Source organism: Brotaphodocola sp. (assembly GCF_050873365.1).
GTDB lineage: Bacteria > Bacillota > Clostridia > Lachnospirales > Lachnospiraceae > Brotaphodocola.
This window is the reverse complement of the sequence record NZ_JBNMIQ010000040.1, coordinates 1-24,403: the sequence shown is the minus strand read 5'-3', so window position 1 is coordinate 24,403 and position 24,403 is coordinate 1. Positions and strand designations below refer to the sequence as shown.

Sequence of the window (24,403 nt, the reverse complement as noted above, 5' to 3'; positions counted from 1 at the left end):
GTATCACAAACTTTCTCAGGAGGGGAGACAATCCCCTTCTGAGTTATACGCTCCGCGTGGATGCGCAGTGATTTTGATAAGAAGATGTCAGCAGAGCTGACCAAAATCACGCGCCAAGTCTCCGCGAGCGTCGACTTGAAATTCATAGTAGGACTAAATATTAGAACTAGAATTAAATATTAGAACTAAGATGTAGTCGAAAGAAAAAGTGATTAACAGGCAAATGCAAGTTCGCCTGGAGATAAAAGGAGATTTTGAGATGGCAGAGTCAATGCAGGGATTAAAGAGATCCCATCGATGCGGAGAGCTTAGCCTTGCCAATGTCGGTCAGAATGTGACCGTCATGGGTTGGGTACAGAAGAGCAGAAATAAGGGCGGTATCATTTTCGTAGATTTACGTGACCGTTCCGGTATTTTGCAGATTATTTTCGAGGAGAGCGACTGCGGAGCAGAGAGCTTTGCAAAGGCAGAGAAGCTCAGAAGTGAGTTCGTAATCGCAGTGACAGGACGTGTTGAGGCTCGTTCCGGCGGTGTGAATGAGAATCTGGCAACCGGTGCAATCGAGGTTCGCGCAGAGAGCTTAAGAATTCTCTCTGAGTCTGAGACCCCGCCTTTCCCGATTGAGGAGAACTCCAAGACGAAAGAGGAGCTTCGTCTGAAATATCGTTATCTGGACCTGCGTCGCCCGGATATCCAGAGAAACCTGATCCTGCGCAGTAAGATCGCAATCCTGACGAGACAGTTCCTTGCAGAAGAGGGATTCCTTGAGATCGAGACCCCGACCCTGATCAAGAGTACTCCGGAGGGAGCAAGAGATTACCTGGTACCGAGCCGTGTTCATCCGGGTTCCTTCTACGCACTTCCGCAGTCCCCACAGCTGTTCAAGCAGTTGCTGATGTGCTCCGGATATGATCGTTACTTCCAGTTGGCACGTTGCTACCGCGATGAGGACCTTCGTGCAGACCGTCAGCCGGAGTTCACCCAGATCGATATGGAGCTTTCTTTTGTCGATGTTGAGGATGTTCTCGATGTCAATGAGCGCCTGCTTCACAAGCTGTTCAAGGAGCTTCTGAATGTGGAGATTCCGCTTCCGATTCAGCGCATGACCTGGCAGGAGGCTATGGATCGCTTCGGTTCCGATAAGCCGGATATGCGTTTCGGCATGGAGTTAAAGAACGTTTCCGAGGTTGTAAAGGACTGTGACTTCGTTGTATTCAAGAGCGCGCTTGAGAACGGCGGTTCTGTTCGCGGTATCAACGCTGAGGGCGAGGGCGGAATGCCGAGAAAGAAGATCGATGCACTCGTAGAGTTCGCAAAGGGCTACGGTGCGAAGGGTCTGGCATACATCGCAATTCACGAGGATGGCTCTCTGAAGTCTTCGTTTGCAAAGTTCATGACCGAGGAGCAGATGGATGCTCTTGTAAAGGCAATGGACGGAAAGCCGGGCGACCTGCTTCTGTTCGCAGCAGACAAGAACAAGGTTGTCTGGGATGTTCTTGGTGCTCTGCGTCTTGAGATCGCAAAGCAGAAGGATCTGTTAAAGAAAGACGACTTCAAGTTCCTGTGGGTAACCGAGTTCCCGTTACTCGAGTACTCCGAGGAGGAGAACCGTTATGTGGCTATGCACCATCCATTCACAATGCCGATGGAGGAAGACTGGCCGATGATCGACACGAACCCGGGCGCAGTTCGCGCAAAGGCTTACGATATCGTTCTGAACGGTACCGAGCTTGGCGGTGGTTCTGTCAGAATTCACCAGAGCGACATCCAGTCCAAGATGTTCGAGGTTCTGGGCTTCACTCCGGAGCGTGCTCAGGATCAGTTCGGTTTCCTGCTTGAAGCATTCAAGTACGGAGTTCCGCCGCACGCTGGTCTGGCTTACGGTCTTGACCGTGTAGCTATGCTGATGGGCGGTTGCGACAGCATCCGTGAAGTGATCGCATTCCCGAAGGTAAAGGATGCATCCTGCATGATGACCGAGGCTCCGACCCCGGTAGATCCGAAACAGCTCAAAGAGCTTGGCATCGAGATCGAGAAGCCGGAAGAGACCGAGGAGTAAAGAAGAGTAAAACATACTTTTTATAGAGCAGAATTAAATCAATTGAGAGAGAACTCCGGGGGAACAACCGGATTCTAAAAGTCAGAGAGAATGTGGAAGAAAAAGATTGTTTTTTCTTTCACATTCTTTTGCGTATTTCGGGGAATTACTTTTAAGATTCAGAAAAATTTGCTATAATCAACTCATCATCATGACAATTTTTGGGGCTCTTCGGAAAACATCAGAAGATACCTGAAAATGTCAGGTCACTTACAAACGTTTTTGGGGCTGGTCGGAAGGAGATTTCGGACTCGCTCTGAGAAAAGGAGGATGAGGTATGGCAAAGAAACGTTTCCAAAAACTGCTCAGCTGGATCTTGAGTCTGGCGATGGTGCTGAGTCTGACGACCGGCATGACGTTTTCTGCATTTGCAGGGGACAAGGACATCGTGGTTCTGTACACGAACGATGTTCACTGTGGTGTGGATGACAACATCGGTTACGCCGGCCTTGCGCTCTACAAGAAACAGATGCAGGCGCAGACCCCGTATGTGATTCTGGCGGATGCCGGAGATGCGATTCAGGGAGCGCCGATCGGCACGCTGTCGGAGGGCGGTTATCTGATCGACATCATGAATCAGGTCGGATATGATTTTGCAATTCCCGGAAACCATGAGTTCGATTACGGAATGAACCGTTTTCTCGAGCTTGCAAAAAAACTGGACTGTGGATATTATTCGAGCAACTTTATGGATTTGAGAACCGGAAAGCCGGTATTTGCTCCGTATAAGATGTTCACATTCGGGGCAGTGAAGGTGGCACTTGTGGGGGCAAGTACACCGGAGAGCTTTACAAAGTCCACACCGTCCTACTTCCAGAATGAGAGTGGCACATACATCTACGGATTTTGTGAGGATGAGAGCGGAGAGAGCCTGTATGCAAAGATCCAGGCTTCGGTTGATGAGGCGAAAAACGCCGGTGCAGATTACGTCATTCTCGTCGGTCATCTCGGAGAAGAGGGAACGACGGATCGTTGGACTTCCGATCAGGTGATCGCACACACGAATGGAATTGATGCGGTGATCGATGGTCATTCTCACGAGACAGTTCCGAACAAGACTGTTTCCAACAAGGATGGAAAGGCTGTTTTGCTGACCCAGACGGGCACAAAGCTCAAGGATATCGGAAAGCTGACGATCAAGGCAGACGGCACGATCACAACCGAGCTTGTCGATGAAGTTCCGGCACAGGATACGGCTTTTGTCTATACGGTCAAGGCGGGCGACAATCTGAGCAAGATTGCAAAGAGCCAGCTCGGTTCGACTTCTCGCTGGAGAGAGATCTACAACGCAAACCGCGACAAGATCCGCAACCAGAACCTGCTTCACCCGGGTATGACGCTGACGATTCCGGGCAGTGCCACCGTGAATGAGGATGGCAAGGCTGTGGATGCGCAGACCGATGCCTACATCAAATCGATTCAGGCGATCTACCAGGAGAGCTTGAAGACGGTGCTTGGTCACACGGATGTCGATCTGACGGACAAGAATCCGGAGACCGGCGCGCGCGCAGTCCGCAATGCGGAGACAAACCTTGGAGATCTGACCGCAGATGCTTACCGCTATGAGCTTGGCGCAGACATCGGTCTGAGCAATGGAGGCGGAATCCGCAGTTCGATCGCAACCGGAAACATCACTTACGAGGATACGCTCGCAGTCTTCCCGTATGGAAATATGATGTGTCTCGTTGAGATCACCGGACAGCAACTCAAGGATGCTCTCGAGATGGCATCGAAGAATGCGCCGGAGGAGAGTGGCGGTTTCCTTCAGGTATCCGGTGTGACGTACACGATCGACACCTCGATTCCGACGAGCGTAAAACTGGATGAAAAGGGCAATTTCCTTGGGGTTTCCGGAGCTTACCGCGTTACCGATGTGATGGTAAACGGCGAACCGCTTGATCTGAACCGGACGTACACGGTTTCCTCGCACAACTATATGCTCAAGTCTGCGGGAGATGGTATGACGATGTTTGGAGGTGCGAAGATCCTCAAAGATGAAGTCATGGTTGATGTCGATGCGCTTTCAGATTACATTAACACGTATCTTGGAGGAAATGTCGGAGCAGAGTATGCAAATCCGTTGGGACAGGGTCGTATTACGATCAAGTAGCATTTAATCATTGTATTGAGAAAAAGAATCCTGCGACATGCTTTCTTTTCCGGGGGGAAGAGACAGAAAGAAGGATAAAGAAAAATGGAATCAAGTTTAAAAGCAGAACAGAATCATCAAAGTCATCAGGGAAAACTTGTCCTGCGCGGAGAACTCGCACTTCTTGTCATTGTGCTGATTAACAGTTTCGGAGTCGTGCTGATGCTTCATTCCGGTTCCGGAATCTCCGCAATTTCGAGTGTGCCGTATGCGTTTGCAAAAGTGCTTCCGGTCTTCACACTCGGAACATGGACGTACATCTTTCAGGGAATTCTGGTTCTGAGTCTGCTGATTATGCGGAAGAAATTTGTTCCGCAGTATCTGTTTAGTTTTGTTGTGGGATTCTTTTTCGGAATCTTTGTCGATGTACATAAATCATGGGTGGATCTGCTTCCGCAGACAATGATGCTGAGAATCATCTACTTTGTGATCAGTTATCTGACACTCTGTGTCGGTATCGCGCTCTCAAACAGATGTAAGATGCCGATCGTGCCGACCGATCTGTTTCCGCGCGAGGTTTCCGCGATCACAAAGATCCCGTATTCCCGCGTGAAAGTGACGTTTGATGTCTGCTGTCTGGCAGTCACGGCGATTCTGACATTTGCGGTGCTCGGTCACATCGATGGACTCGGAATCGGAACGGTGCTTGCGGCGTTCACGATGGGAAAGGTGATCGGAAAGATCGGGGAGATCATGGATTGCCACCTCGAATTTGTCTCGTTTTTGAGCAAGTAGGTGTCTCATTCTTGAGTAAGCAGGCGGGAAGTCGGAGTGCTTATTGACAAAAGGAAATGATTTGGTTTACAATACAGGAAGTCTGCATTTTCGCAGACTTTCTGTATTTTTTTATATGATAGGAAATTGCGTCCTATCATACAAAAGATGCTCCGCAAGGATGCGCTTTATTGTTTCGCAAAGATAATTGGTAACAGAGTGTGTTCGACACATTTGATGGATAAGAAAGAGGACGAGATGGTTTTATCGATTGAAGAATTAAACAAATTGGAGAAGGGAAGCTATCAGCTGATCGACATTCGCGATGAGGATGCGTACCAGCACGGATTTATTCCGGGCGCAATTCACATGGATATGGAGGAGGTTCGCCTTCATCCGGAACGCCTCGATAAGGAGAAAAAGATTATTCTCTACTGCATTCGCGGTGTGATCAGCGTGGATCTCGCAGAGGAACTTGACGAGCTTGGCTATGACGCGTACAGCCTCGACGAGGGATATTCGGGTTGGATCTTAAAGCAGATGGCACAGGAGGATGATATTGAGGAGCGTCGTGCGAACATTGAGAAGAGTATTCGCAAGCGTTTCCACAAAGAACTCTTTAGCCGTTTTGCCAAGGCGATCAACGAGTATGAACTCGTAAAAGAGGGCGACAAGATCGCAGTCTGCATCTCCGGAGGAAAGGACTCGATGCTGATGGCAAAGCTGTTTCAGGAACTGCGCCGTCACAACAAGTTTCCGTTTGAGCTTGTCTTTCTGGTGATGGACCCGGGATACAGCGAGGCAAACCGCAAGGTCATTGAGCACAATGCAGAACTCATGGGAATTCCGGTGACGATCTTTGAGACGGAGATCTTTGATGCGGTGTACAGCGTCGAGAAATCCCCGTGCTATCTGTGCGCCCGCATGCGCCGTGGCTATCTCTACCACAAGGCACAGGAACTCGGATGCAACAAGATCGCGCTCGGTCACCACTATGACGATGTAATCGAGACGATTCTGATGGGAATGATGTATGGCGGTCAGGTTCAGACGATGATGCCGAAACTGCACAGCACAAACTTTGAGGGCATGGAGCTGATCCGCCCGCTTTACCTGATCCGCGAGGACGACATCAAGCGCTGGCGCGATTACAATGACCTGCGCTTTATCCAGTGTGCGTGCCATTTCACGGACACCTGCACAACCTGTGATCCGAATGGACGCACGGTTTCAAAACGCATGGAGATCAAGAACCTGATCCGCGATTTGAAGAAGGTCAACCCGTTCATCGAGAGCAACATTTTCAAGAGCGTGGAGAATGTAAACCTGAATACGGTTATCGCATATAAGAAAGATGGTCAGACACATCGCTTCTTAGACTGGTACGACGAGAAGAAATAAAAGAATAAAAATCATGCGATTAATGCAATAAAAGATAAAAGCAAAAAATAAAAGTAAAAAATAAAAATTCGTAACGGCTTTCCGTTTCCAAAGTAAGGGATACAGTGGATACAACGGGGCAGTTACGAATTTTTTTTTGTATGATAGGTTGGGTTGTTTTGTATACTGGGGACATGTTGGTGACGTGTCCGATAATTTAACAAATCAACGTTGTTTCTTCGTGATTCAGAGACCGTTTTACTTTGACTGTGCCCATTCGGTCGGGTTTGTCAGATCTTTGATGACCTCTCCGGCGATGATCAGACCGGCAACGGACGGAACGAACGCATTGCTTCCCGGAACCTGACGGCGGGCGGTGCACTTGCGGACGGTTCCCGGCGGGCAGATGCAGTGTGAACGACAGCTGATTGCCATGTCGTCGATTGGGGTCAGTGCCTTCTCCTCGGAGTAGACAACCTTGAGTTTTTTGATTCCGCGCTTTTTGAGCTCACGGCGCATGACACGTGCGAGCGGGCAGACGGAAGTCTTGTAGATGTCGGCAACCTTAAATGCAGTCGGGTCCATCTTGTTTCCTGCACCCATACAGCTGATGATCGGTGTGCCTGCCTGCTGTGCCTGACACACGAGCTGGATCTTTCCGGTTACGGTATCGATCGCATCAACCACGTAGTCGTACTGTGTGAAATCGAACTGATCAGCAGTCTCCGGGGTGTAGAAGGTCTGGTGGGTGATGACCTGTGCGTCCGGATTGATCTCAAGGATTCTCTCTTTGGCAACCTCGATTTTGTGTCTGCCGACGGTCTTTCTCGTTGCAAGAATCTGACGGTTGATATTCGTTAAGCAAACCTTGTCGTCGTCGATCAGGATCAGGGTTCCGACTCCGGTACGGGCGAGTGCCTCAACGGTGTATCCGCCGACGCCACCGATTCCAAATACGGCAACGCGGGCATTTTTCAGGCGTTCCATATTGTCTTTTCCCAACAGGAGCTCGGTTCTTGAAAATTGATTAAGCATAGTGAATCGTTCCTCTTTCTTTTTCTCTTTTTCTTTTTCAGTGTCAATTTTGTGGATTTATTCGCTTTCATTTTGGCACTGGATTATTCTATGGAGTAAGTTTCTGGTTTCTGTTTTTTAAATCCTACAAAAGTGATCAGATTACAATCGGATTCTATCATATCATTCCAAAAAGTCAGTGTCAATGATGAGCAGATGAATTAATTAAGGCGCCGACGGCAGACTACATTCATGCAAACACGCTCTCGCTCCGAGTTTCAGCGTAGCGGTGCATAAGGTCGCAAAATACGCGACCTAAGCACCAACGCTTCAAACGGGTTTGCATAAATCGTATCTGCCTTACGGCGTTGCGTTAATATGTCAGTGGATGAAGATCTTATTCTCTTAGGTGAAGCGTCATAAAAACGTAAGAAATCTGTCTCTTGCTATTTCAGATCTGATGTGATATAAGTGTATTAAGAAGCATAGTACACTTAAACACACAAGAAGAAAACACATAAGAAGAACCACCCAGAACAGGAAAAACAAACTCAAATTTAGAAGCAAAATCAAAATAGAAAACCGAAAGGAGTGAGGCGGATGATTTTGCTGGATTATAAAGACAGTCGTCCGATCTATGAGCAGGTTGCAGAAAAATTGCAGGAATTAATGCTCTTAGGGGTGCTCGAGGAGGACAGCCAGATGCCCTCAGTCAGGAGTCTGGCGATGGAACTCTCGATCAATCCGAACACGATACAGCGAGCTTACGGGGAACTGGAGCGGAATGGATTCATCTACACCGTGAAAGGGCGAGGAAGTTTCGTCGGGAGCATCCGAAAGCTCCGCAATGTAAGACAGCAGGAACTTGCGAGAAAGATGGAGGGGCTCGCGCAGGAGGCGCGAAAGATCGGAATCAGCCGGGAAGAATTTCTCGAGACCGCCGGTGAAGTCTATGATCGCTACGCAAGTGATCATTCAGAAGTTTCGAAAAATTTGGAGGACTCAGAAAACTCGGAAGATTCAGAAAAAGAAAAGCAGAAGGGGGAGGCAGAGAGCGTATGATTGAGGCGGTAAATCTCACAAAAAAATTTGACGGAATTCTGGCAGTTGACCATATCAATGCGACGATCCGGGAAGGCAGTGTCTTTGGTCTGATCGGAACGAACGGCGCAGGAAAAAGTACATTTCTTCGGATGGTGGCAGGGGTGCTCAAACCTGACGAGGGAAGCATCACGATCGATGGGATGAATGTGTTTGAGAATGAGGAGGCAAAGCGAAAATTCTTTTATATATCTGACGATCAGCACTTCTTCGCAAATGCAACTCCGCGGGACATGATGAGATATTACAAGATCGTGTATCCAAAGTTTGATGAGGAGCGTTTTCACTCCCTGATGAAGAGTTTTGGTCTCGATGAGAAGCGAAAGATCAATACGTTCTCAAAAGGAATGAAAAAGCAGGTTTCCGTGATCTGCGGAGTTTGCGCCGGAACCGAGTATCTGTTCTGTGACGAGACGTTTGACGGACTTGATCCGGTGATGCGCCAGGCAGTCAAGAGCATCTTTGCAAGCGATATGGAGGAGAGAAATCTGACTCCGATCATCGCTTCCCACAACCTGCGCGAGCTCGAGGACATCTGCGATCATGTGGGACTCTTACATAAGGGCGGAATTCTCTTGAGCAAGGATCTCGATGAGATGAAGATGAATATCCACAAAGTGCAGTGCGTGCTCCGCGAGGGCATGGAACCCGCAGATCTTCAGAAACTGGGACTTGAGATTCTCAAGACGGAGCAGAGAGGAAAACTGATGACGCTGACAGTGAGAGGGGATTTGAGCCATGTGGAGTTTGCAATGCAGAAGGCAGACCCGATTTTCTATGAAACCATTCCACTTTCCCTTGAGGAGATCTTTATCAGTGAAACGGAGGTAGTCGGTTATGACGTCAAAAAACTTATTTTTTAAGCTGATGAAAGAAGATTTGAGAAGTCGAATCTGGGCGCTTGCCCTGATCGGAATCGGATTCTTTTTCCTTTATCCGGTGACCGTGGCTTTTCTCGCGGGAGAGATTCAGGAGTATCCGATTTATGAGCAGGGACTCATGTGGTACCGGGATCAGATTCATACCTGGCTGTCTTTTGAGAACGGCATGATGGTTCTCGTGATGGCAGTAGCCGGACTTGTCTGTGGACTCAGCGGTTTTGCCTACCTGAATTCGCGCAGTAAGGTGGATTTTTATCACAGTCTTCCGGTGCGCCGGGAAATATTTTTTGCAGTAAATTTTGTGGACGGAATCGTGATTTTAGCACTTCCGTATGCGATTTCTCTTGCGCTTGGAGTTGTCCTTGCAATCGGAAACGGCGTGGAATCTTCGGTGATTATCCCGGTGGCAGTGGCTTCGTTTGGACTTCATATGACGTACTTTATGCTGATTTACACGACAGTGGTCACATCGGCAATGCTGACCGGAAATCTGATTGTCGGAATTCTTGGATGCATGGTTTTGGCAGGATTTGTTCCTCTTGCATCTACGATCCTTCAGGGATATTTTTCCACTTTCTTTCAGACTTATGCGTATGACATGGGAGAGAAAGCATTCGAGATGAGTCGAAGAATTTCTCCGATTATGGAATACCTGATGCAGATTGGAAAATATCAGATGGAACAGTCGATCGCGGGTGGAGTTGCGATCGCATGGGTCGTATCCCTTTTGCTGACCGGATTCAGTCTGTGGCTCTACCGCAGACGTCCGTCAGAGGCAAGTGGAAAGGCGATGGCATTTTCGATGAGCGGTCCGATTATTCGGATTCCGATCACGATTCTCTCCGGTCTCAGTCTGGCACTGATGTTCTGGGAATTCCGGAAATCAACCGGTTGGGCAGTGTTTGGAGTCATCTGTGGAGTTGTTCTCGCACACTGTGTGATCGAGATCATTTACCACTTTGATTTCCGCCAGCTCTTTAAAAATCGTGGACAGATGGTTGCCTGCCTTCTCGCGACGATCGCCGTGCTGTTCGTATTCCGTTATGATACGTTTGGATACGACCGCTATCTGCCGTCGGCGGGAAAGGTAAAATCCGGAGCTGTCTGGATGAGAGAGCTCAATGGATGGGTGGATTACGGAACGTTTGAGCAGAAGGAGGACGGAAGCTGGATTTACGACGATGAGCGCGCCTCAAAAGTGGTTCTTGATCAGATGCACAGCACAGATGTGGAAAACATTTTGGCACTTGCGACTGCCGGTGTGGATCAGACATCGAGAGATTTCTCGTCTGAAAAACCGGTTTATCAGGCAAAGGCAGTCGATTACTTTGATGAGGACGAGACAAAGTCGATCTATCAGGTGATGATTTCCTATGAGTTAAAGAGCGGACGCAAGGTATATCGTCAGTATTACATTGATTTGGATTCTGTCTCCGAGGCGGTCAATCGCCTGTTTGCAGACGAGGAATTTCAGAAGGCGAACTTCCCGCTTCTCGCGCAGAGCGCAGAAAACGTGGATTCGATTTATTTCCGCAGGGACAGATCGAAGGAGACAAAACTTTCCAGTCTGACAGATACACAGAAAAAAGAACTTCTTGAGGCTTACCAGGATGAGTTTTCCTCTATGACACTGGAGCGGTTCAAGAAAGAAGCTCCGATTGGTCTGATCCGTTTCGTGACGGAGCCGGAGCGAGAGGGTCTGGAGTGGCAGGAGCGCAGAAACCGCGATCAGGGAACGAATCCTTCCCGTTATTGGAATTATAGTTCGTTTACGGATATGAATTACTATCCGGTTTATCCGTCTTTCACAAAGACGATCGAGCTGTTGAAGGCACAGGGAATTGAGATCGACTTGAAATATGCACAGGCAGACATCCGTTCCGTACAGATTTACGGTTACCGGGGAGATAAGTATCGGACGATCACAATCACAGATCCGAAACAGATTGATGAACTTCGGAACGTGATGACAGAGCCGAGAATGCTTTATTACAACCGTTTCTATCAGAGTTCAGACTTAAACGTCGATGTCACGATGGTAGAAGACGGAGAGACTCTCGAGTATGATGTACAGTTCCCGAAAGATCAGGTTCCGGATTTTGTGAAGAAAGAGCTCAATGAGGCGAAGCCACAGTAAAACTATAGTAGGATCACCGTAAGACCACAGTAAAATCCATAAAATACAGATCAGGGATCTGCAAGTGACAGGCTGTAAGTACGGAAGTGGAAGTACGGAAACAGGATCATGAGAGTTTCAAGAATAAACCAGGCATAAATCAGACATAAATCAGGAATCAAACAGGAATAAAAGAAAGAGCGACGGGAAAAATAAAGTGAGAAGACAAACTCATTTTCTTCCATCGCTCTTTTGGGATTTATTTTTTCAGATGCTTTTCAGATGCAAGAATGTATGGTGGCTAGTTTGTAGTTGATGTTGCATTTGCGTTTGTCGGCGTTGCTTCCGGCTTGTCTCCCTCGCTGTCGGCAAAGGCTTCCTCCGGAGTCTCACCGTGGACGAGGTTTTGCATGTAGCGGTGCATGGACTCTGCGACAACCTTCGAGTGGGCGACTGCCTCGACGACGGTTCGTGCGCCATTTACGACATCGCCGGAAGCGAAGATTCCCGGGCGGGTCGTGTGACCGGTCTCATCTGCGACAAGAAGACCACGGCGGTCTGCGTCAAGTCCGGTCGTTGTGGTGACGATTCGGTTCTGCGGTCCCTGACTGATCGAGATGATCACGCTGTCAGCCGGATAGAAGGTCTCGCTGCCCGGAACGACGGTCAGTGTGCCGTCCTCAGCTTCCTCGACATCCTCAAAGATCACGCCGTTGTCCTTGATCTCAACCGGTTTCTTGTTGAATTCAAACTGGACTCCCTCAAGCTGGGCGTAGCTGAACTCATGCTTGCTTGCTGCGACCTCTTTGGTGATCGAGAAGCAGGTCAGCTCGCGGACACCTTTTCTCAGGGCAGTTCTTGCGACATCCATTGCGGCATTTCCTGCACCGATGACGATGACGCGCTCACCGAGTCGGTAGCTGTCCGGATTGTTTAAGTAGTTGATACCGAAGTGAACATTTCCGAAGGTCTCGCCCTTGATGTGGAGGGCATTTGGCTTCCAGACGCCGGTGCCGACGAAGATCGCCTTGTATCCGTCGCGGAAGAGGTCATCGATACCGATCGCACCGCCGATGTGGGTGTTCGGGCGGAATTTGATGCCTTTGAGATCGATGTGGCGGTACTTGAAATCCTCGAGGACGGTCTTTGGCAGACGGAACTCCGGGATACCGTAGCGGAGGACACCGCCGATCTTGTCCTTGCCCTCAAAAATTGTGACATCGTAGCCGTAGCGGGAGAGAATGACTGCGATTGTCAGACCCGCAGGACCGGAACCGATGATTGCAGCCTTGATTCCATTTGATGGGGTCGGACCGGCTGTCATCTTTGATGCGTAGGTGCTCGAAATATAGCTTTCAATTGTGGAAAAATGAACCGGTGCGCCTTTTCGTCCGAGAACGCAGTGCCCCTCACACTGATTTTCGTGGTTGCAGACGAGACTGCAAACCGTTGTCAGCGGGTTGTTCTCAAAAAGAATTTTGCCGGCCTCATCGAGCTTGTTGTCTTTGAGTAAGCGGATGACATCCGGAATCGGGGTGGAGATCGGACATCCTTTCCGACACTGGGGAACTTTACATCCCAGACAGCGGTTTGCTTCATCCATAACGTGAAGTGCCATAGAAAAATCCTCCTTTAATGTAACAAGTTGTATCCATTTTAGCATAAAAGACCGTCTGAATCTAGTTTTGGAATGCCCGAAAAGACGGGAAATTCTCACTTTTTGATAGAAAATTCGGACATGTATCCTAATAAATACAAGGGTTGTGTACTTTCTAACAAACATGAGAAAAATTATGAATAAGGCGCTTGTGTTTTCAAAAATTTATGTTATGATACTGATTGTCAAATGTGAACAAAATAACGATAACTTAATGACCCAATGAATTTTTAAACATTTTTAAAGGAGGACTGCATTTATGATGCACGTTGATCAGTGGGAAGGCTTTAACGGCCGTCTCTGGAAAGAGGAAGTTAATGTAAGAGACTTCATTCAGACTAACTATAAGCCGTATGACGGTGATGAGAAGTTCCTGGCTGGCCCGACCCAGGCTACCGACAAGCTGTGGGGAATTCTTCAGGGACTGCAGAAAGAGGAGCGTGCTAAGGGTGGCGTTCTGGATATGGATACTCACATCGTTTCCGGTATCACCTCCCATAAGCCGGGTTACATCAGCGAGGCTGATAAGGACCTTGAGCAGGTTGTTGGTCTTCAGACCGATAAGCCGTTAAAGAGAGCATTCATGCCGTATGGCGGTATCAAGATGGCTGAGCAGGCTTGCCAGAACTACGGTTACGAGCCGGATCCGGAACTGCACAAGATCTTCACCGAGTATACCCGTACTCATAACCAGGGCGTATTTGATGCTTACACCCCGGAGATGAAGAAAGCTCGTCACAACAAGATCATTACCGGACTTCCGGATACCTATGGTCGTGGACGTATCGTAGGCGACTACCGTCGTGTAGCTCTGTACGGTATCGATTTCCTGATCCAGGAGAAGCAGAACGACTTCGCTAACTGCGGAGATGGCACCATGGTTGATGATGTTATCCGTCAGAGAGAAGAGCTCTCCCTGCAGATCAAGGCTCTGAAAGAGATGAAGGTTATGGCTGAGTCCTACGGCTATGACATTTCTCAGCCGGCTAAGAACGCAAAGGAAGCAGTTCAGTGGCTGTACTTCGGATACCTTGCAGCAGTTAAGACCCAGAACGGCGCTGCAATGAGCGTTGGTCGTATCTCTACCTTCCTTGATATCTACATTGAGAGAGATCTTGAGAACGGTACCCTTACCGAGGAGCAGGCTCAGGAGCTGATCGACCATCTGGTAATGAAATTCCGTATGGTTAAGTTCGCAAGAATCCCGTCCTACAACCAGCTGTTCTCCGGAGACCCGGTATGGGCAACCCTGGAAGTTGGTGGTATCGGCGTAGACGGTCGTTCCATGGTAACCAAGAACGATTTCCGTTTCCTGCACACCTTAGAGAATATGGGACCGAGCCCGGAGCCGAACATGACTGTTCTGTACTCCTCCAAACTGCCGTCCAACTTCAAGAAGTATGCAGCTGACATCTCCATCAAGAGCAGCTCTGTTCAGTACGAGAACGATGACGTTATGAAGCCGGTATGGGGCGATGATTACTCCATCTGCTGCTGCGTATCTGCTACTCAGACTGGTAAAGAGATGCAGTTCTTCGGTGCACGTGCAAACCTGGCTAAGTGCCTGCTGTACGCTATGAACGGCGGACGTGACATGAAGACCAGAGAGCAGGTTGGTCCGGAGTTAAGACCGATCACCTCCGAGTATCTTGATTACGATGAGGTTATCAAGAAGTACGACGTTATGATGGATTGGCTGGCAGGTCTGTATGTAAATACCCTGAACCTGATCCAGTACATGCATGACAAGTACTACTACGAGGCAGCTGAGATGGCTCTGATCGATACCGATGTACGTAGAACCTTCGCAACTGGTATCGCTGGATTCTCTCATGTAGTAGACTCCCTGAGCGCAATCAAGTACGCTAAGGTTAAGGCTATCCGTGATGAGGAAGGCATGATCATGGACTTCGAGACCGAGGGCGACTTCCCGCGTTACGGTAACGATGATGACCGTGCAGATGACATCGCTGTATGGCTGTTAAAGACCTTCTTAGAGAAGCTGAAGAAGCGTCACACCTATCGTAATTCCGAGGCTACTACCTCTATCCTGACCATTACTTCTAACGTTGTATATGGTAAGGCAACCGGTAACATGCCTGATGGAAGAAGAGCAGGCGAGCCGTTATCTCCGGGTGCTAACCCGTCCTACGGCGCAGAGAAGAGCGGTCTGCTGGCTTCCCTGAACTCTGTTGCTAAGCTTCCGTATGAGTGGGCACTGGATGGTATCTCCAACACCCAGACCATCAACCCGGACGCACTTGGTCACAACGAGCAGGAGCGTATCGACAACCTGGTACAGGTTATGGATGGATACTTCGATCAGGGCGCTCATCACCTGAACGTAAACGTATTCGGTACTGAGAAGCTGATCGATGCTATGGAGCATCCGGAGAAGGAGGAGTACGCAAACTTCACCATCCGTGTATCTGGTTACGCTGTAAAGTTCATCGACCTGACCAGAGAGCAGCAGATGGATGTTATCTCCAGAACCTGCCACGCTACGATGTAATTTTTACTTGGATTCGGAACGGAATGACCGTCCGGCCTTTACAGGCGCCGGCTTCCGGCGGGAGTTTTCCCGCCGGAAACCGGCGTTTTGTTTCTAAAGGAATATCAATCTGGTAGACCCACAATTTTCCTTTGTTTTTCTTCTTGCATCTGGATGTGGAGAAAATAGGAAATCGTGTCGAAGTCGATGTATGCGTTGATTTGAATGCATGCATAATGTATACATTTCAATATATATACGACAATATACAATATATACAAAAATAATGTATAAAAATAAATTGTGTAAAGATAAAAAATATGGACACAATTTGTATATGTATGAGATGTATATAGTGAAATGTATATATAATAGAAATAAATGCAACTATTAAGTAAATTTTGAATGATGGATTTTTTGGAGGAATAGACACATGAGCAACACAGAAATGATGCAGAAAACGGAGAAAGTCGTGGGACATATCAATTCTCTTGAAACCTTCGGTCTTGTGGACGGACCGGGCGTGCGTTTCGTCATCTTTGTGCAGGGATGTCGGATGAGATGTAAGTACTGCCATAATCCGGAGACCTGGGCACTTGAGGGCGGTGAGGAGTGGACTCCTCAGGATCTCTTCAAGCGCGCATACCGTTACAAAAATTACTGGGGAAAAGAGGGTGGAATCACTGTCAGCGGTGGAGAGCCTCTTCTTCAGATCGATTTCATGAATGAGTTCTTTAAGATTGCGAAACAGCACGGAGTCAACACGGTTTTAGATACCGCAGGAAATCCGTTCACGATGGAAGAGCCATTTCTGTCCAAGTTCAATGAGCTGATGAAAAATACGGATCTCGTGATGCTTGACTTCAAGGAGATCGATCCGGCAAAGCATAAGGAATTGACCGGTTGGGACAACGCAAACATTGTCCAGATGGCAAAATATCTGTCCGAGATCGGAAAGGATATGTGGATTCGCCACGTCCTTGTTCCGGGAATCACCGATGACGAGCAGGGACTGCATGAGCTTGATGCGCTGATCAAGGAGTTAAAGACCGTAAAGAGAGTCGAGGTTCTTCCGTACCACACGCTCGGTCTTGCAAAGTGGCAGAAACTCGGAATCAGCTATCCGCTTGACGGTGTTCCGACTCCGACGAAGGAACAGACTGCACTTGCAGAGGAGATTCTCGTTCACAACAACTAAGAAACAGAACGAACCGAACGAGATAAAATAAGAAATTAATAGGAAAAATGGCCTGTATACGAGGGGATCACTTAATAAATTTCGTATATGGGTCATTTTTTTACATGATTTTAGCAAAATAGGACAGAAAAAGATCAAAATTTTACATAGATTTAACTTCGCTTTAACTGAGGGTTCTTCATGAGCGATTATATTTATCTCGACAAACATGATGAACATAAGTGAAGAAGAAATGAAAATGGAAGAAGAGGAAAAGTTTTCACAAAGGAGAAGCGAAAATGAATGAGAATGTAAAGATCTTTTTTGGTCTGATCGGTGGTCTTGCACTGTTTCTGTATGGAATGAACAGCATGAGCGATGCACTTCAGAAGGCCGCAGGAGAGGGAATGAAGAAGATCCTTAGTTTCCTTACCAGAAATGCAGTTATGGGAGCGCTTGCGGGTGCTCTGGTTACCGCAGTGCTTCAGAGCAGTTCCGCAACGACGGTTATGGTAATTGGATTTGTGAGTGCCGGACTGATGAGTCTGCCACAGGCGATTTCCGTTATCTTTGGTGCAAACATCGGTACGACGATGACCGCACAGCTGATGGCATTTAAGATCAGCAACTATATCTATCCGATTATTTTTATTGGATTCCTGTTAAACTTTGTTGGAAAAAAAGAAAAGATTAAAAACATTGGTATGGTAATCTTCTCATTTGGTCTGCTCTTTGAGGGAATTGAGATCATGGGCGGAGTCATGAAACCGCTCGCCGGAAGCCCGTTTTTTGTCGATATGATGGGAAAGGTTTCGCATCTTCCGGTGCTTGGCGTTTTGCTCGGTGCAGGAATGACCCTCGTTGTGCAGAGTAGTTCTGCGACGATTGCAGTTCTTCAGAATTTTGCTTCCCAGCCCGGACCGGATGGTGTGACGAGTGTGATCGGTCTGACCGGTGCAATCCCGATTCTTCTTGGTGACAACATCGGTACGACGATCACGGCACTTCTCGCCTCGATCGGACAGTCGAAAAATGCGAAGAGAACGGCGCTTGCACACAGTATTTTTAACATCACCGGCAGTATCGTCTTTCTGTTCTTTATCCCGGTACTCGCAGGATTTGTGCGTCTGATTTCCCCGAAAGGCGCAGAGCTGGATGTGATTTCCAGACAGATTGCAAATGCACACACGACGTTTAATGTTGTCTGCACGCTCGTGTGGTTGCCATTGATCCCGATCATGGTCAAGATTGTGACCTTCCTTGTGCGCGGTCAGGAGAATCAGAGTTTTCAGTCCTATGAGCCGAAGTATCTCGAAAATCGGGTGCTTTCTCAGCCGACCGTAGCACTCTATCTTGCTTCCGAGGAGATTACGAGAGTATCCGAGTTTGTGATCAAGATGATTGACAGCATGAAACTCTCTTTTGTGGGGAACGATCCTCAGACAGCTTATCAGAACTTTACAGAGATGCACCATGCGGTGAAGAAACTTCAGGAGCAGATCGGCAGTTATATGATAAAAATGTTCTCGAGCGGTACGTTGACACAGCAACAGTCGGAGCAGGCTGCGGGATTGCTCTACATCAACAACAGTATGGATCGAATTGCAGATCGCTGTGAGGAGATCAGCGAGGTCGCAGAACTTTCCCAGAGCAAGGGCGGAATCTTTTCTCAGGATGCATGCCGGGAACTTGAGACAGGAATTGACACGCTCGAGACGATCTTTAAGAGTGCAATGGAAGCGATCGAAAATGGAGATAAGAACATCGTCGAAAAAGTTTATGAGAAGAAGGAGATTATCCGAAAATTGCAGAAGCAGAACAACAAGGCGCATCTGTCACGAGTAGAAAAAAATACCTGTTCTTCTGATTTGACGAAGGCATATTCCAACCTACTCTACAACATTGACCGTATTGCGGACAACTGCGTCAGCATTTCCGAGGAAGCGATGGACAACATCTCCTTCCAGAAACTGTATCAGAACAACGAGATGCAGAACATGTCGATCACAGGAGAGCAGGCATAGTATAAGTCAAAATCACGCGCCAAGTCTCCGTAAGTATCCACGTGAACTTAGTTGGAATCACACATTAAGTCTTTTCAAGCATCAACTTAAAAAAGAGGACTTCCCATTCCCATATTGAGGTGATTACATTGCCACCTCAGCATGAGTTTGGAAAGTCCTCTTTTTGATTGATTTTTGCTGGATTTTTTTTATAATGCATTTACATCAGATTGTATCCCGGCTTGCGTTTCTGCTCCTCGATCAAATCAGCAAGAGTTACGCTGTCAACGCACTGGTCGATCGCGTCCTTGAGCTGTTGCCAGACCGTCAGAGTTGCACAGCGGTCGGCCTTCTCACACTGGTTGATGTCGTCGTCGAGGCAGGCAACCGGCGCAAGGCTTCCCTCTGTCTGGCGAAGAATCATGCCGACGGTATATTCCTCCGGTTTCTTGGTCAGCATATAACCGCCCTGAGCACCACGAATACTGCGCACATAACCGGCGCGGTGCAGAAGTGTCACGATCTGTTCGAGGTATTTATCAGAAATCCCCTGACGCTGTGCAACCTGACTGATCTTTGTGCACTGGTCTGGATTTAATCCAAATTCAATCATCATTCGGAGGGCATAACGCCCTTTTGTGGAAATTTTCATTTTTTTATTCGCTCCCTTGAAGTTCAGTTCCCCATTGTTGGATTGCTCTTCCTTTTGCACATTTTTTATTGAGAAAATGCGAAAATCTCTGAATAGCAACACAAGATTACCCTTATTGTACAAAATAATTCTCAAAAAGTAAACCAGAAAGCGGGAAAGTATGCTATAATCGACTCACTAAGCGTTACGGTTCACGCGTTGCGCAAACAGTAACCACTAAGCATCGGTTTGAATGGGATTGTCCATTATATATAGGAGGAAAAAAATATGAAAGACGGTTTTTTCCGTGTATCAGCTGTCACTCCGAAAATTCGAGTGGCAGATCCGGTCTATAACCGGGAAGAGATTTGTAAATTAATTTCGGAGGGACATAGTCAGGGCGTTGGTCTGATGGTCTTTCCGGAACTTTGTTTAACAGGATATACCTGTGGAGATCTGTTTTTACAGGATGCGCTGATTGAGGGTGCAAGAAGAGAACTTGGAGAGATTGTTTCCTATACAAAAGGACTCAATATGATCGTTTTTGTGGGACTTCCGTGGATGCACCGTGGAAAGCTCTACAACGTGGCCGGAGTAATCTGCGATGGCAGACTTCTCGGTGTTGTTCCGAAGATCAACCTGCCGAACTACTCGGAGTTCTATGAGCGCCGTCATTTCACACCGGGCAACCAGATTCCGGAGATGACAAAGTGGCAGGACGGAGAAGTTCCGATGGGAACGAACCTGCTGTTTACCTGCAAGGAGAATCCGGAGCTTGTGATTGCATCCGAACTCTGTGAGGATGTCTGGGTTCCGTGCCCGCCGAGCATCCGCCATATGCTTGCAGGAGCGACGGTGATCGCAAACTGTTCCGCAAGCGATGAGGTTGTCGGCAAGGACAGCTACCGCAGAGAATTGATTGGAGGTCAGTCTGCACGTCTTCTCAGTGCATACGTCTATGCAAATGCAGGAGAGGGAGAGTCGACTCAGGATCTCGTCTTCGGTGGTCACAACATCATTGCCGAGAATGGAACGATTCTCGCACAGTCGAAGCGTTTCCATCCGAGTGCAATCTGTGCAGATCTTGACCTTGAGCGTCTCCGCTCCGAGCGCAGAAAAACGACAACCTGCCCGGCCCCGGATCAGACCGGATACGAGACGATCGAGTTTTCTTTAGATACCGAGGAGATGGAGCATTGTCAGCAGGAAAAACTGCTTCGCTTTATCGACAGCCGTCCATTCGTTCCGTCTGATATGTCGGAGAGAAGCCGTCGCTGTGAGGAGATCTTCATGATTCAGGCGATGGGTCTGAAAAAGCGTCTGGAACACACCGGAGCAAAGCATGTCGTGCTCGGAATCTCCGGCGGACTCGACTCGACGCTTGCCCTTCTCGTCACTGCGCGCGCCTTTGATCTCTTAAACATTCCGAGAAATCAGATCCATGCTGTGACGATGCCATGTTTTGGAACGACAGACAGAACGTACCAGAATGCCTGCCGGATGACCGAGAAGCTCGGTGCGACGTTAAAAGAAGTCGACATCCGCGCATCCGTAAATCAGCATTTCTCCGACATCGGTCAGAATCCGGAGAACCATGATGTCACCTACGAGAATGGACAGGCACGCGAGAGAACCCAGGTTCTCATGGATACCGCAAACCAGGTCGGCGGTCTCGTCATCGGTACCGGCGATATGTCAGAGCTTGCGCTTGGCTGGGCGACCTACAACGGCGACCACATGTCGATGTACGGCGTCAATGCGTCCGTTCCGAAGACACTTGTGCGCCACCTCGTTCGCTATTTTGCAGACACCTGTGGAGAAAAAGAACTCCGAGATGTACTTCTCGACGTGCTCGACACGCCGGTCAGCCCGGAGCTTCTTCCGCCGGAGGACGGTGTGATCTCCCAGAAAACAGAAGATCTTGTCGGACCTTATGAACTGCATGATTTCTTCCTCTATTATGTGCTCCGTTTCGGCTACATGCCGTCGAAGATTTACCGCATGGCACTTTGTGCATTTGCAGGAGAGTATGAGGCAGACTTTATTAAGAAATGGCTCAACGTTTTTTATCGTCGTTTCTTTGCACAGCAGTTCAAACGTTCCTGCCTGCCGGATGGACCGAAGGTCGGTTCCGTAGCCGTTTCCCCGAGAGGAGACCTGCGCATGCCGAGTGATGCCTCCCGCAATATCTGGATGGCAGATCTAGAGACGATCTGAAAATGCGTGAATGCGCAGTGATTTTGATGGAGAGATGTCAGCAGATCTGACCAAAATCATGTGCTAAGTCGATGCGTACATGGACTTGAATTCAGAGTAATATATCATGGTATGTGTGGCGACGGAGTGCGGGAAAGTACATGCAAACCCGTGTGAGATGTCGGTGTTTAGGTCGCGTAGTTTGCGACCTTATGCACCGCTACATCGAACCCGGAGTGCGAACATGTTTGCATGACTTTACCCGCCGGAGGAGCCGGAGCTCTTTATAGCGGAGAAGTCATTTGTAATTGTAATATGATTATATATTATGATTATATATGATCATACATTTACAACTTATAGGTAAAATCAAAAAGTAAAAAGTCGTGTATCATGAAAGCGACAAGGAAGGATTCTTGCAGTGATTAGCAGTACAACAAACAAACAGGTAAAATATGTAAGTGCACTTGTAAAAAAGGCAAAGACGAGACGAGAGGAAGACCTCTTCGTCGCAGAGGGACTTCGCATGTGCGTGGAGATCCCGAAAGACCGGATTCACACGCTCTACATGTCTGAGAGCTTTGCAAAGGGCAAGGAGGCAAATGCGCTCAAAAACGGCGTGCGCCATGTCGAGCTTGTCAGCGACGAGGTGTTTCGCGCGATGTCTGATACCCAGTCCCCGCAGGGCGTTTTAGCTCTCGTGCGCCAGTATCACTACGAGCTTGATGAGGTCACAAAGACACAGGCGGAGAGCGGAAAACCGGCACTTCTGATGGTGCTTGAACATCTTCAGGACCCGGGAAATCTCGGAACGATCGTGCGTGCAGGTGAGGGAGCCGGAGTCACAGGAATCATCATGGACGCATCGACTGCGGACATCTACAATCCGAAGGTCATCCGCTCGACAATGGGCTCGATTCTTCGCGTTCCGTTCGTTTACGTCGAGGATCTTGACACTGCACTTGCCAAGCTCAAATCAAAGAAAATCCGCATGTTTGCGGCTCATCTCGACGGAAAGAATTCCTACGATCAGGAAGATTACAAGGGCGATTCTGCCTTTCTGATCGGAAACGAGGCGAGCGGTCTGAAAGAGGAGACGGCGCAGAAAGCGGATATCTGGGTGCGGATTCCGATGTGCGGAAAAGTCGAATCCTTAAATGCAGCGGTTGCATCCTCGGTCCTGATGTTCGAGGCAGCACGCCAGCGCAGGGGATTGTAATGGATTTGGAAATATAGTATGATAATCAGAAAGGAGGTTCCTGAAATGACACCGATTTATTGGCTGATTGTATTTGTCGTGCTGATTGCGATTGAGATTGCGACTCTGGCACTGACAACAATCTGGTTTGCGGGAGGAGCATTTATCGGATTTTTGCTTTCTCTGCTTGGCTTTAGCACCGGGATTCAGCTTGTCGGTTTCGTGCTGATTTCGTTTCTGCTTCTGTTTCTCACACGCCCGTTTGCAAAACACTGTATCACGCATACGGAAAAGACGAATGTGGACAGTCTGGTTGGACATGAGGCGCGGGTGACGGCGGAGATCGATAATCGGAAAGAAACCGGAACTGCGATGGTGAACGGACAGGAATGGACGGCGAGAGCAGAGAGTGACGAAGTGATTTATCCTGTGGGAACGATCGTGGAGATCCGAAAGATACAGGGTGTGAAACTGATTGTAAGTGCAAAGAAAGAGGGGTAACATCTATGGGACTGATCATTTTCATGATACTTCTGATTGTTGTTTTGATGGTGCTGGCATCCTGTGTGCGCATTGTTCCGCAGGCTCAGGCTCTTGTCGTGGAGCGACTCGGCGCTTACATGGGTACCTGGTCAGTCGGCGTTCATGTCATGATGCCGTTCATTGACCGCGTGGCAAAGAGAGTCATCTTAAAAGAGCAGGTTGTTGACTTTGCTCCTCAGCCGGTAATCACGAAGGATAACGTTACGATGCGAATCGATACGGTTGTATTCTTCCAGATCACCGATCCGAAGCTGTTTGCATACGGCGTTGAGAATCCGATCATGGCGATTGAGAACCTGACGGCGACGACGCTGAGAAATATCATCGGTGACCTTGAGCTTGACCAGACGTTGACTTCGAGAGAGACGATCAACACGAAGATGCGCGCTTCCCTTGATGTGGCGACAGACCCATGGGGAATCAAGGTAAACCGTGTCGAGCTGAAAAACATCATTCCGCCGGCTGCGATTCAGGATGCGATGGAGAAGCAGATGAAGGCAGAGCGTGAGCGCCGTGAGGCGATCCTGCGCGCGGAAGGTGAGAAGAAGTCAACGATCCTTGTCGCAGAGGGTAAGAAAGAGTCCGCGATTCTTGACGCAGAGGCTGACAAACAGGCTGCGATCCTTCATGCTGAGGCAGAGAAGGAGAAGCGAATCCGCGAGGCAGAAGGTGAGGCTGAGGCGATTTTAAAGGTTCAGAAGGCGAATGCAGACGGACTTCGTTTCCTCAAGGAAGCCGGAGCGGACGAGGCGGTTCTGCGCCTCAAGAGTCTTGAAGCATTTGCGACGATCGCGGACGGAAAGGCGACGAAGATCATCATTCCGTCGGAGATTCAGAATATGGCGGGTCTTGTAAAGTCTGTTGTGGAAGTCGCAAAAGAAGACTAGAGAGATCAGACCTCAAACTACAAAATTTATAACTCAGAGTGGATGTCCCCCTCCTCTATAGGTGGGGGTATCACAAACTTTCTCAGGAGGGGAGACAATCCCCTTCTGAGTTATACGCTCCGCGAGGGTGCAAAGCGCCAGTGGCGCTTGTTATGCACCGACCGCAG

The 24,403-nt window shown here is 48.5% G+C and carries 17 protein-coding genes; 14 read left to right on the top strand and 3 right to left on the bottom strand.

The genetic code is table 11. The annotated features are described in order from the left end of the window. Window positions 1-259: 259 nt before the first annotated feature. The 4 genes from aspS to ACR0QT_RS13475 all read left to right on the top strand — a co-directional run bounded on the left by aspS (window position 260) and on the right by ACR0QT_RS13475 (window position 6,362). A complete protein-coding gene (aspS, locus tag ACR0QT_RS13490; RefSeq protein ID WP_432631220.1) occupies window positions 260-2,059 on the top strand; it encodes an aspartate--tRNA ligase in 1,800 nt (599 codons plus the stop codon). Between the two features lie 316 nt (window positions 2,060-2,375). Further along, window positions 2,376-4,208 carry a bifunctional metallophosphatase/5'-nucleotidase gene (locus ACR0QT_RS13485; RefSeq protein ID WP_432631219.1) on the top strand — a complete coding sequence of 611 codons (1,833 nt, stop codon included), beginning with the start codon at window positions 2,376-2,378 and terminating at the stop codon, window positions 4,206-4,208. Between the two features lie 84 nt (window positions 4,209-4,292). Next, entirely contained in the window at window positions 4,293-4,982 is a 690-nt protein-coding gene (locus ACR0QT_RS13480; protein ID WP_432631218.1) for a DUF6198 family protein, read from the top strand. Between the two features lie 237 nt (window positions 4,983-5,219). Further along, complete coding sequence (locus ACR0QT_RS13475) at window positions 5,220-6,362, top strand: ATP-binding protein (protein ID WP_432631217.1); 1,143 nt, start codon at window positions 5,220-5,222, stop codon at window positions 6,360-6,362. A 237-nt stretch (window positions 6,363-6,599) separates the two neighbouring features. Here ACR0QT_RS13475 and ACR0QT_RS13470 read toward each other — a convergent pair whose 3' ends face one another. Further along, window positions 6,600-7,376: a tRNA threonylcarbamoyladenosine dehydratase gene (locus ACR0QT_RS13470; protein ID WP_432631216.1), complete on the bottom strand. Its 777-nt coding sequence runs from the start codon at window positions 7,374-7,376 to the stop codon at window positions 6,600-6,602. A gap of 579 nt (window positions 7,377-7,955) precedes the next feature. Here ACR0QT_RS13470 and ACR0QT_RS13465 point away from each other — a divergent pair. From ACR0QT_RS13465 to ACR0QT_RS13455, 3 genes are read left to right on the top strand one after another with little or no spacing between them, the layout of a single operon-like run. Further along, window positions 7,956-8,417: a GntR family transcriptional regulator gene (locus ACR0QT_RS13465; protein WP_432631215.1), complete on the top strand. Its 462-nt coding sequence runs from the start codon at window positions 7,956-7,958 to the stop codon at window positions 8,415-8,417. Continuing rightward, the gene (locus ACR0QT_RS13460; RefSeq protein ID WP_432631214.1) at window positions 8,414-9,319 is read left to right on the top strand and encodes an ABC transporter ATP-binding protein; all 906 of its coding nucleotides are present in this window, start codon (window positions 8,414-8,416) and stop codon (window positions 9,317-9,319) included. The genes ACR0QT_RS13465 and ACR0QT_RS13460 overlap by 4 nt, the downstream gene beginning before the upstream one ends. Then, on the top strand, window positions 9,294-11,474 hold the full coding sequence (locus tag ACR0QT_RS13455; RefSeq protein WP_432631213.1) for a DUF6449 domain-containing protein: 2,181 nt from the start codon (window positions 9,294-9,296) through the stop codon (window positions 11,472-11,474). Before ACR0QT_RS13460 ends, ACR0QT_RS13455 begins: the two co-directional genes overlap by 26 nt. A gap of 280 nt (window positions 11,475-11,754) precedes the next feature. On the opposite strand, the gene ACR0QT_RS13450 is transcribed toward ACR0QT_RS13455, so the two are convergent. After that, window positions 11,755-13,071, bottom strand: coding sequence for an NAD(P)-dependent oxidoreductase (locus ACR0QT_RS13450; RefSeq protein ID WP_432631212.1), 1,317 nt, complete (start codon window positions 13,069-13,071; stop codon window positions 11,755-11,757). 298 nt (window positions 13,072-13,369) lie between these two features. Between ACR0QT_RS13450 and pflB the strand changes: the two genes are divergently transcribed. The 3 genes from pflB (at window position 13,370) to ACR0QT_RS13435 (ending at window position 18,802) form a co-directional block, all read left to right on the top strand. After that, on the top strand, window positions 13,370-15,622 hold the full coding sequence (gene pflB / locus ACR0QT_RS13445) for a formate C-acetyltransferase (RefSeq protein ID WP_432631211.1): 2,253 nt from the start codon (window positions 13,370-13,372) through the stop codon (window positions 15,620-15,622). A gap of 430 nt (window positions 15,623-16,052) precedes the next feature. Continuing rightward, complete coding sequence (gene pflA, locus ACR0QT_RS13440) at window positions 16,053-16,799, top strand: pyruvate formate-lyase-activating protein (RefSeq protein ID WP_432631221.1); 747 nt, start codon at window positions 16,053-16,055, stop codon at window positions 16,797-16,799. Between the two features lie 278 nt (window positions 16,800-17,077). Further along, window positions 17,078-18,802 carry a Na/Pi cotransporter family protein gene (locus ACR0QT_RS13435; protein ID WP_432631210.1) on the top strand — a complete coding sequence of 575 codons (1,725 nt, stop codon included), beginning with the start codon at window positions 17,078-17,080 and terminating at the stop codon, window positions 18,800-18,802. Between the two features lie 199 nt (window positions 18,803-19,001). Here ACR0QT_RS13435 and ACR0QT_RS13430 read toward each other — a convergent pair whose 3' ends face one another. After that, window positions 19,002-19,433 carry an RrF2 family transcriptional regulator gene (locus tag ACR0QT_RS13430; protein ID WP_177976935.1) on the bottom strand — a complete coding sequence of 144 codons (432 nt, stop codon included), beginning with the start codon at window positions 19,431-19,433 and terminating at the stop codon, window positions 19,002-19,004. 267 nt (window positions 19,434-19,700) lie between these two features. Between ACR0QT_RS13430 and ACR0QT_RS13425 the strand changes: the two genes are divergently transcribed. From ACR0QT_RS13425 to ACR0QT_RS13410, 4 genes are all read left to right on the top strand, one after another. Next, complete coding sequence (locus ACR0QT_RS13425) at window positions 19,701-21,629, top strand: NAD(+) synthase (RefSeq protein ID WP_432631209.1); 1,929 nt, start codon at window positions 19,701-19,703, stop codon at window positions 21,627-21,629. A 400-nt stretch (window positions 21,630-22,029) separates the two neighbouring features. Beyond that, window positions 22,030-22,827: a TrmH family RNA methyltransferase gene (locus tag ACR0QT_RS13420; RefSeq protein ID WP_432631208.1), complete on the top strand. Its 798-nt coding sequence runs from the start codon at window positions 22,030-22,032 to the stop codon at window positions 22,825-22,827. A gap of 45 nt (window positions 22,828-22,872) precedes the next feature. Beyond that, window positions 22,873-23,307 (top strand): NfeD family protein, encoded by a 435-nt coding sequence (locus ACR0QT_RS13415; protein WP_432631207.1) that lies wholly within the window; start codon window positions 22,873-22,875, stop codon window positions 23,305-23,307. Window positions 23,308-23,312: 5 nt separating this feature from the next. After that, window positions 23,313-24,236 (top strand): SPFH domain-containing protein, encoded by a 924-nt coding sequence (locus ACR0QT_RS13410; RefSeq protein WP_432631206.1) that lies wholly within the window; start codon window positions 23,313-23,315, stop codon window positions 24,234-24,236. The last annotated feature ends 167 nt before the right edge of the window (window positions 24,237-24,403 follow it).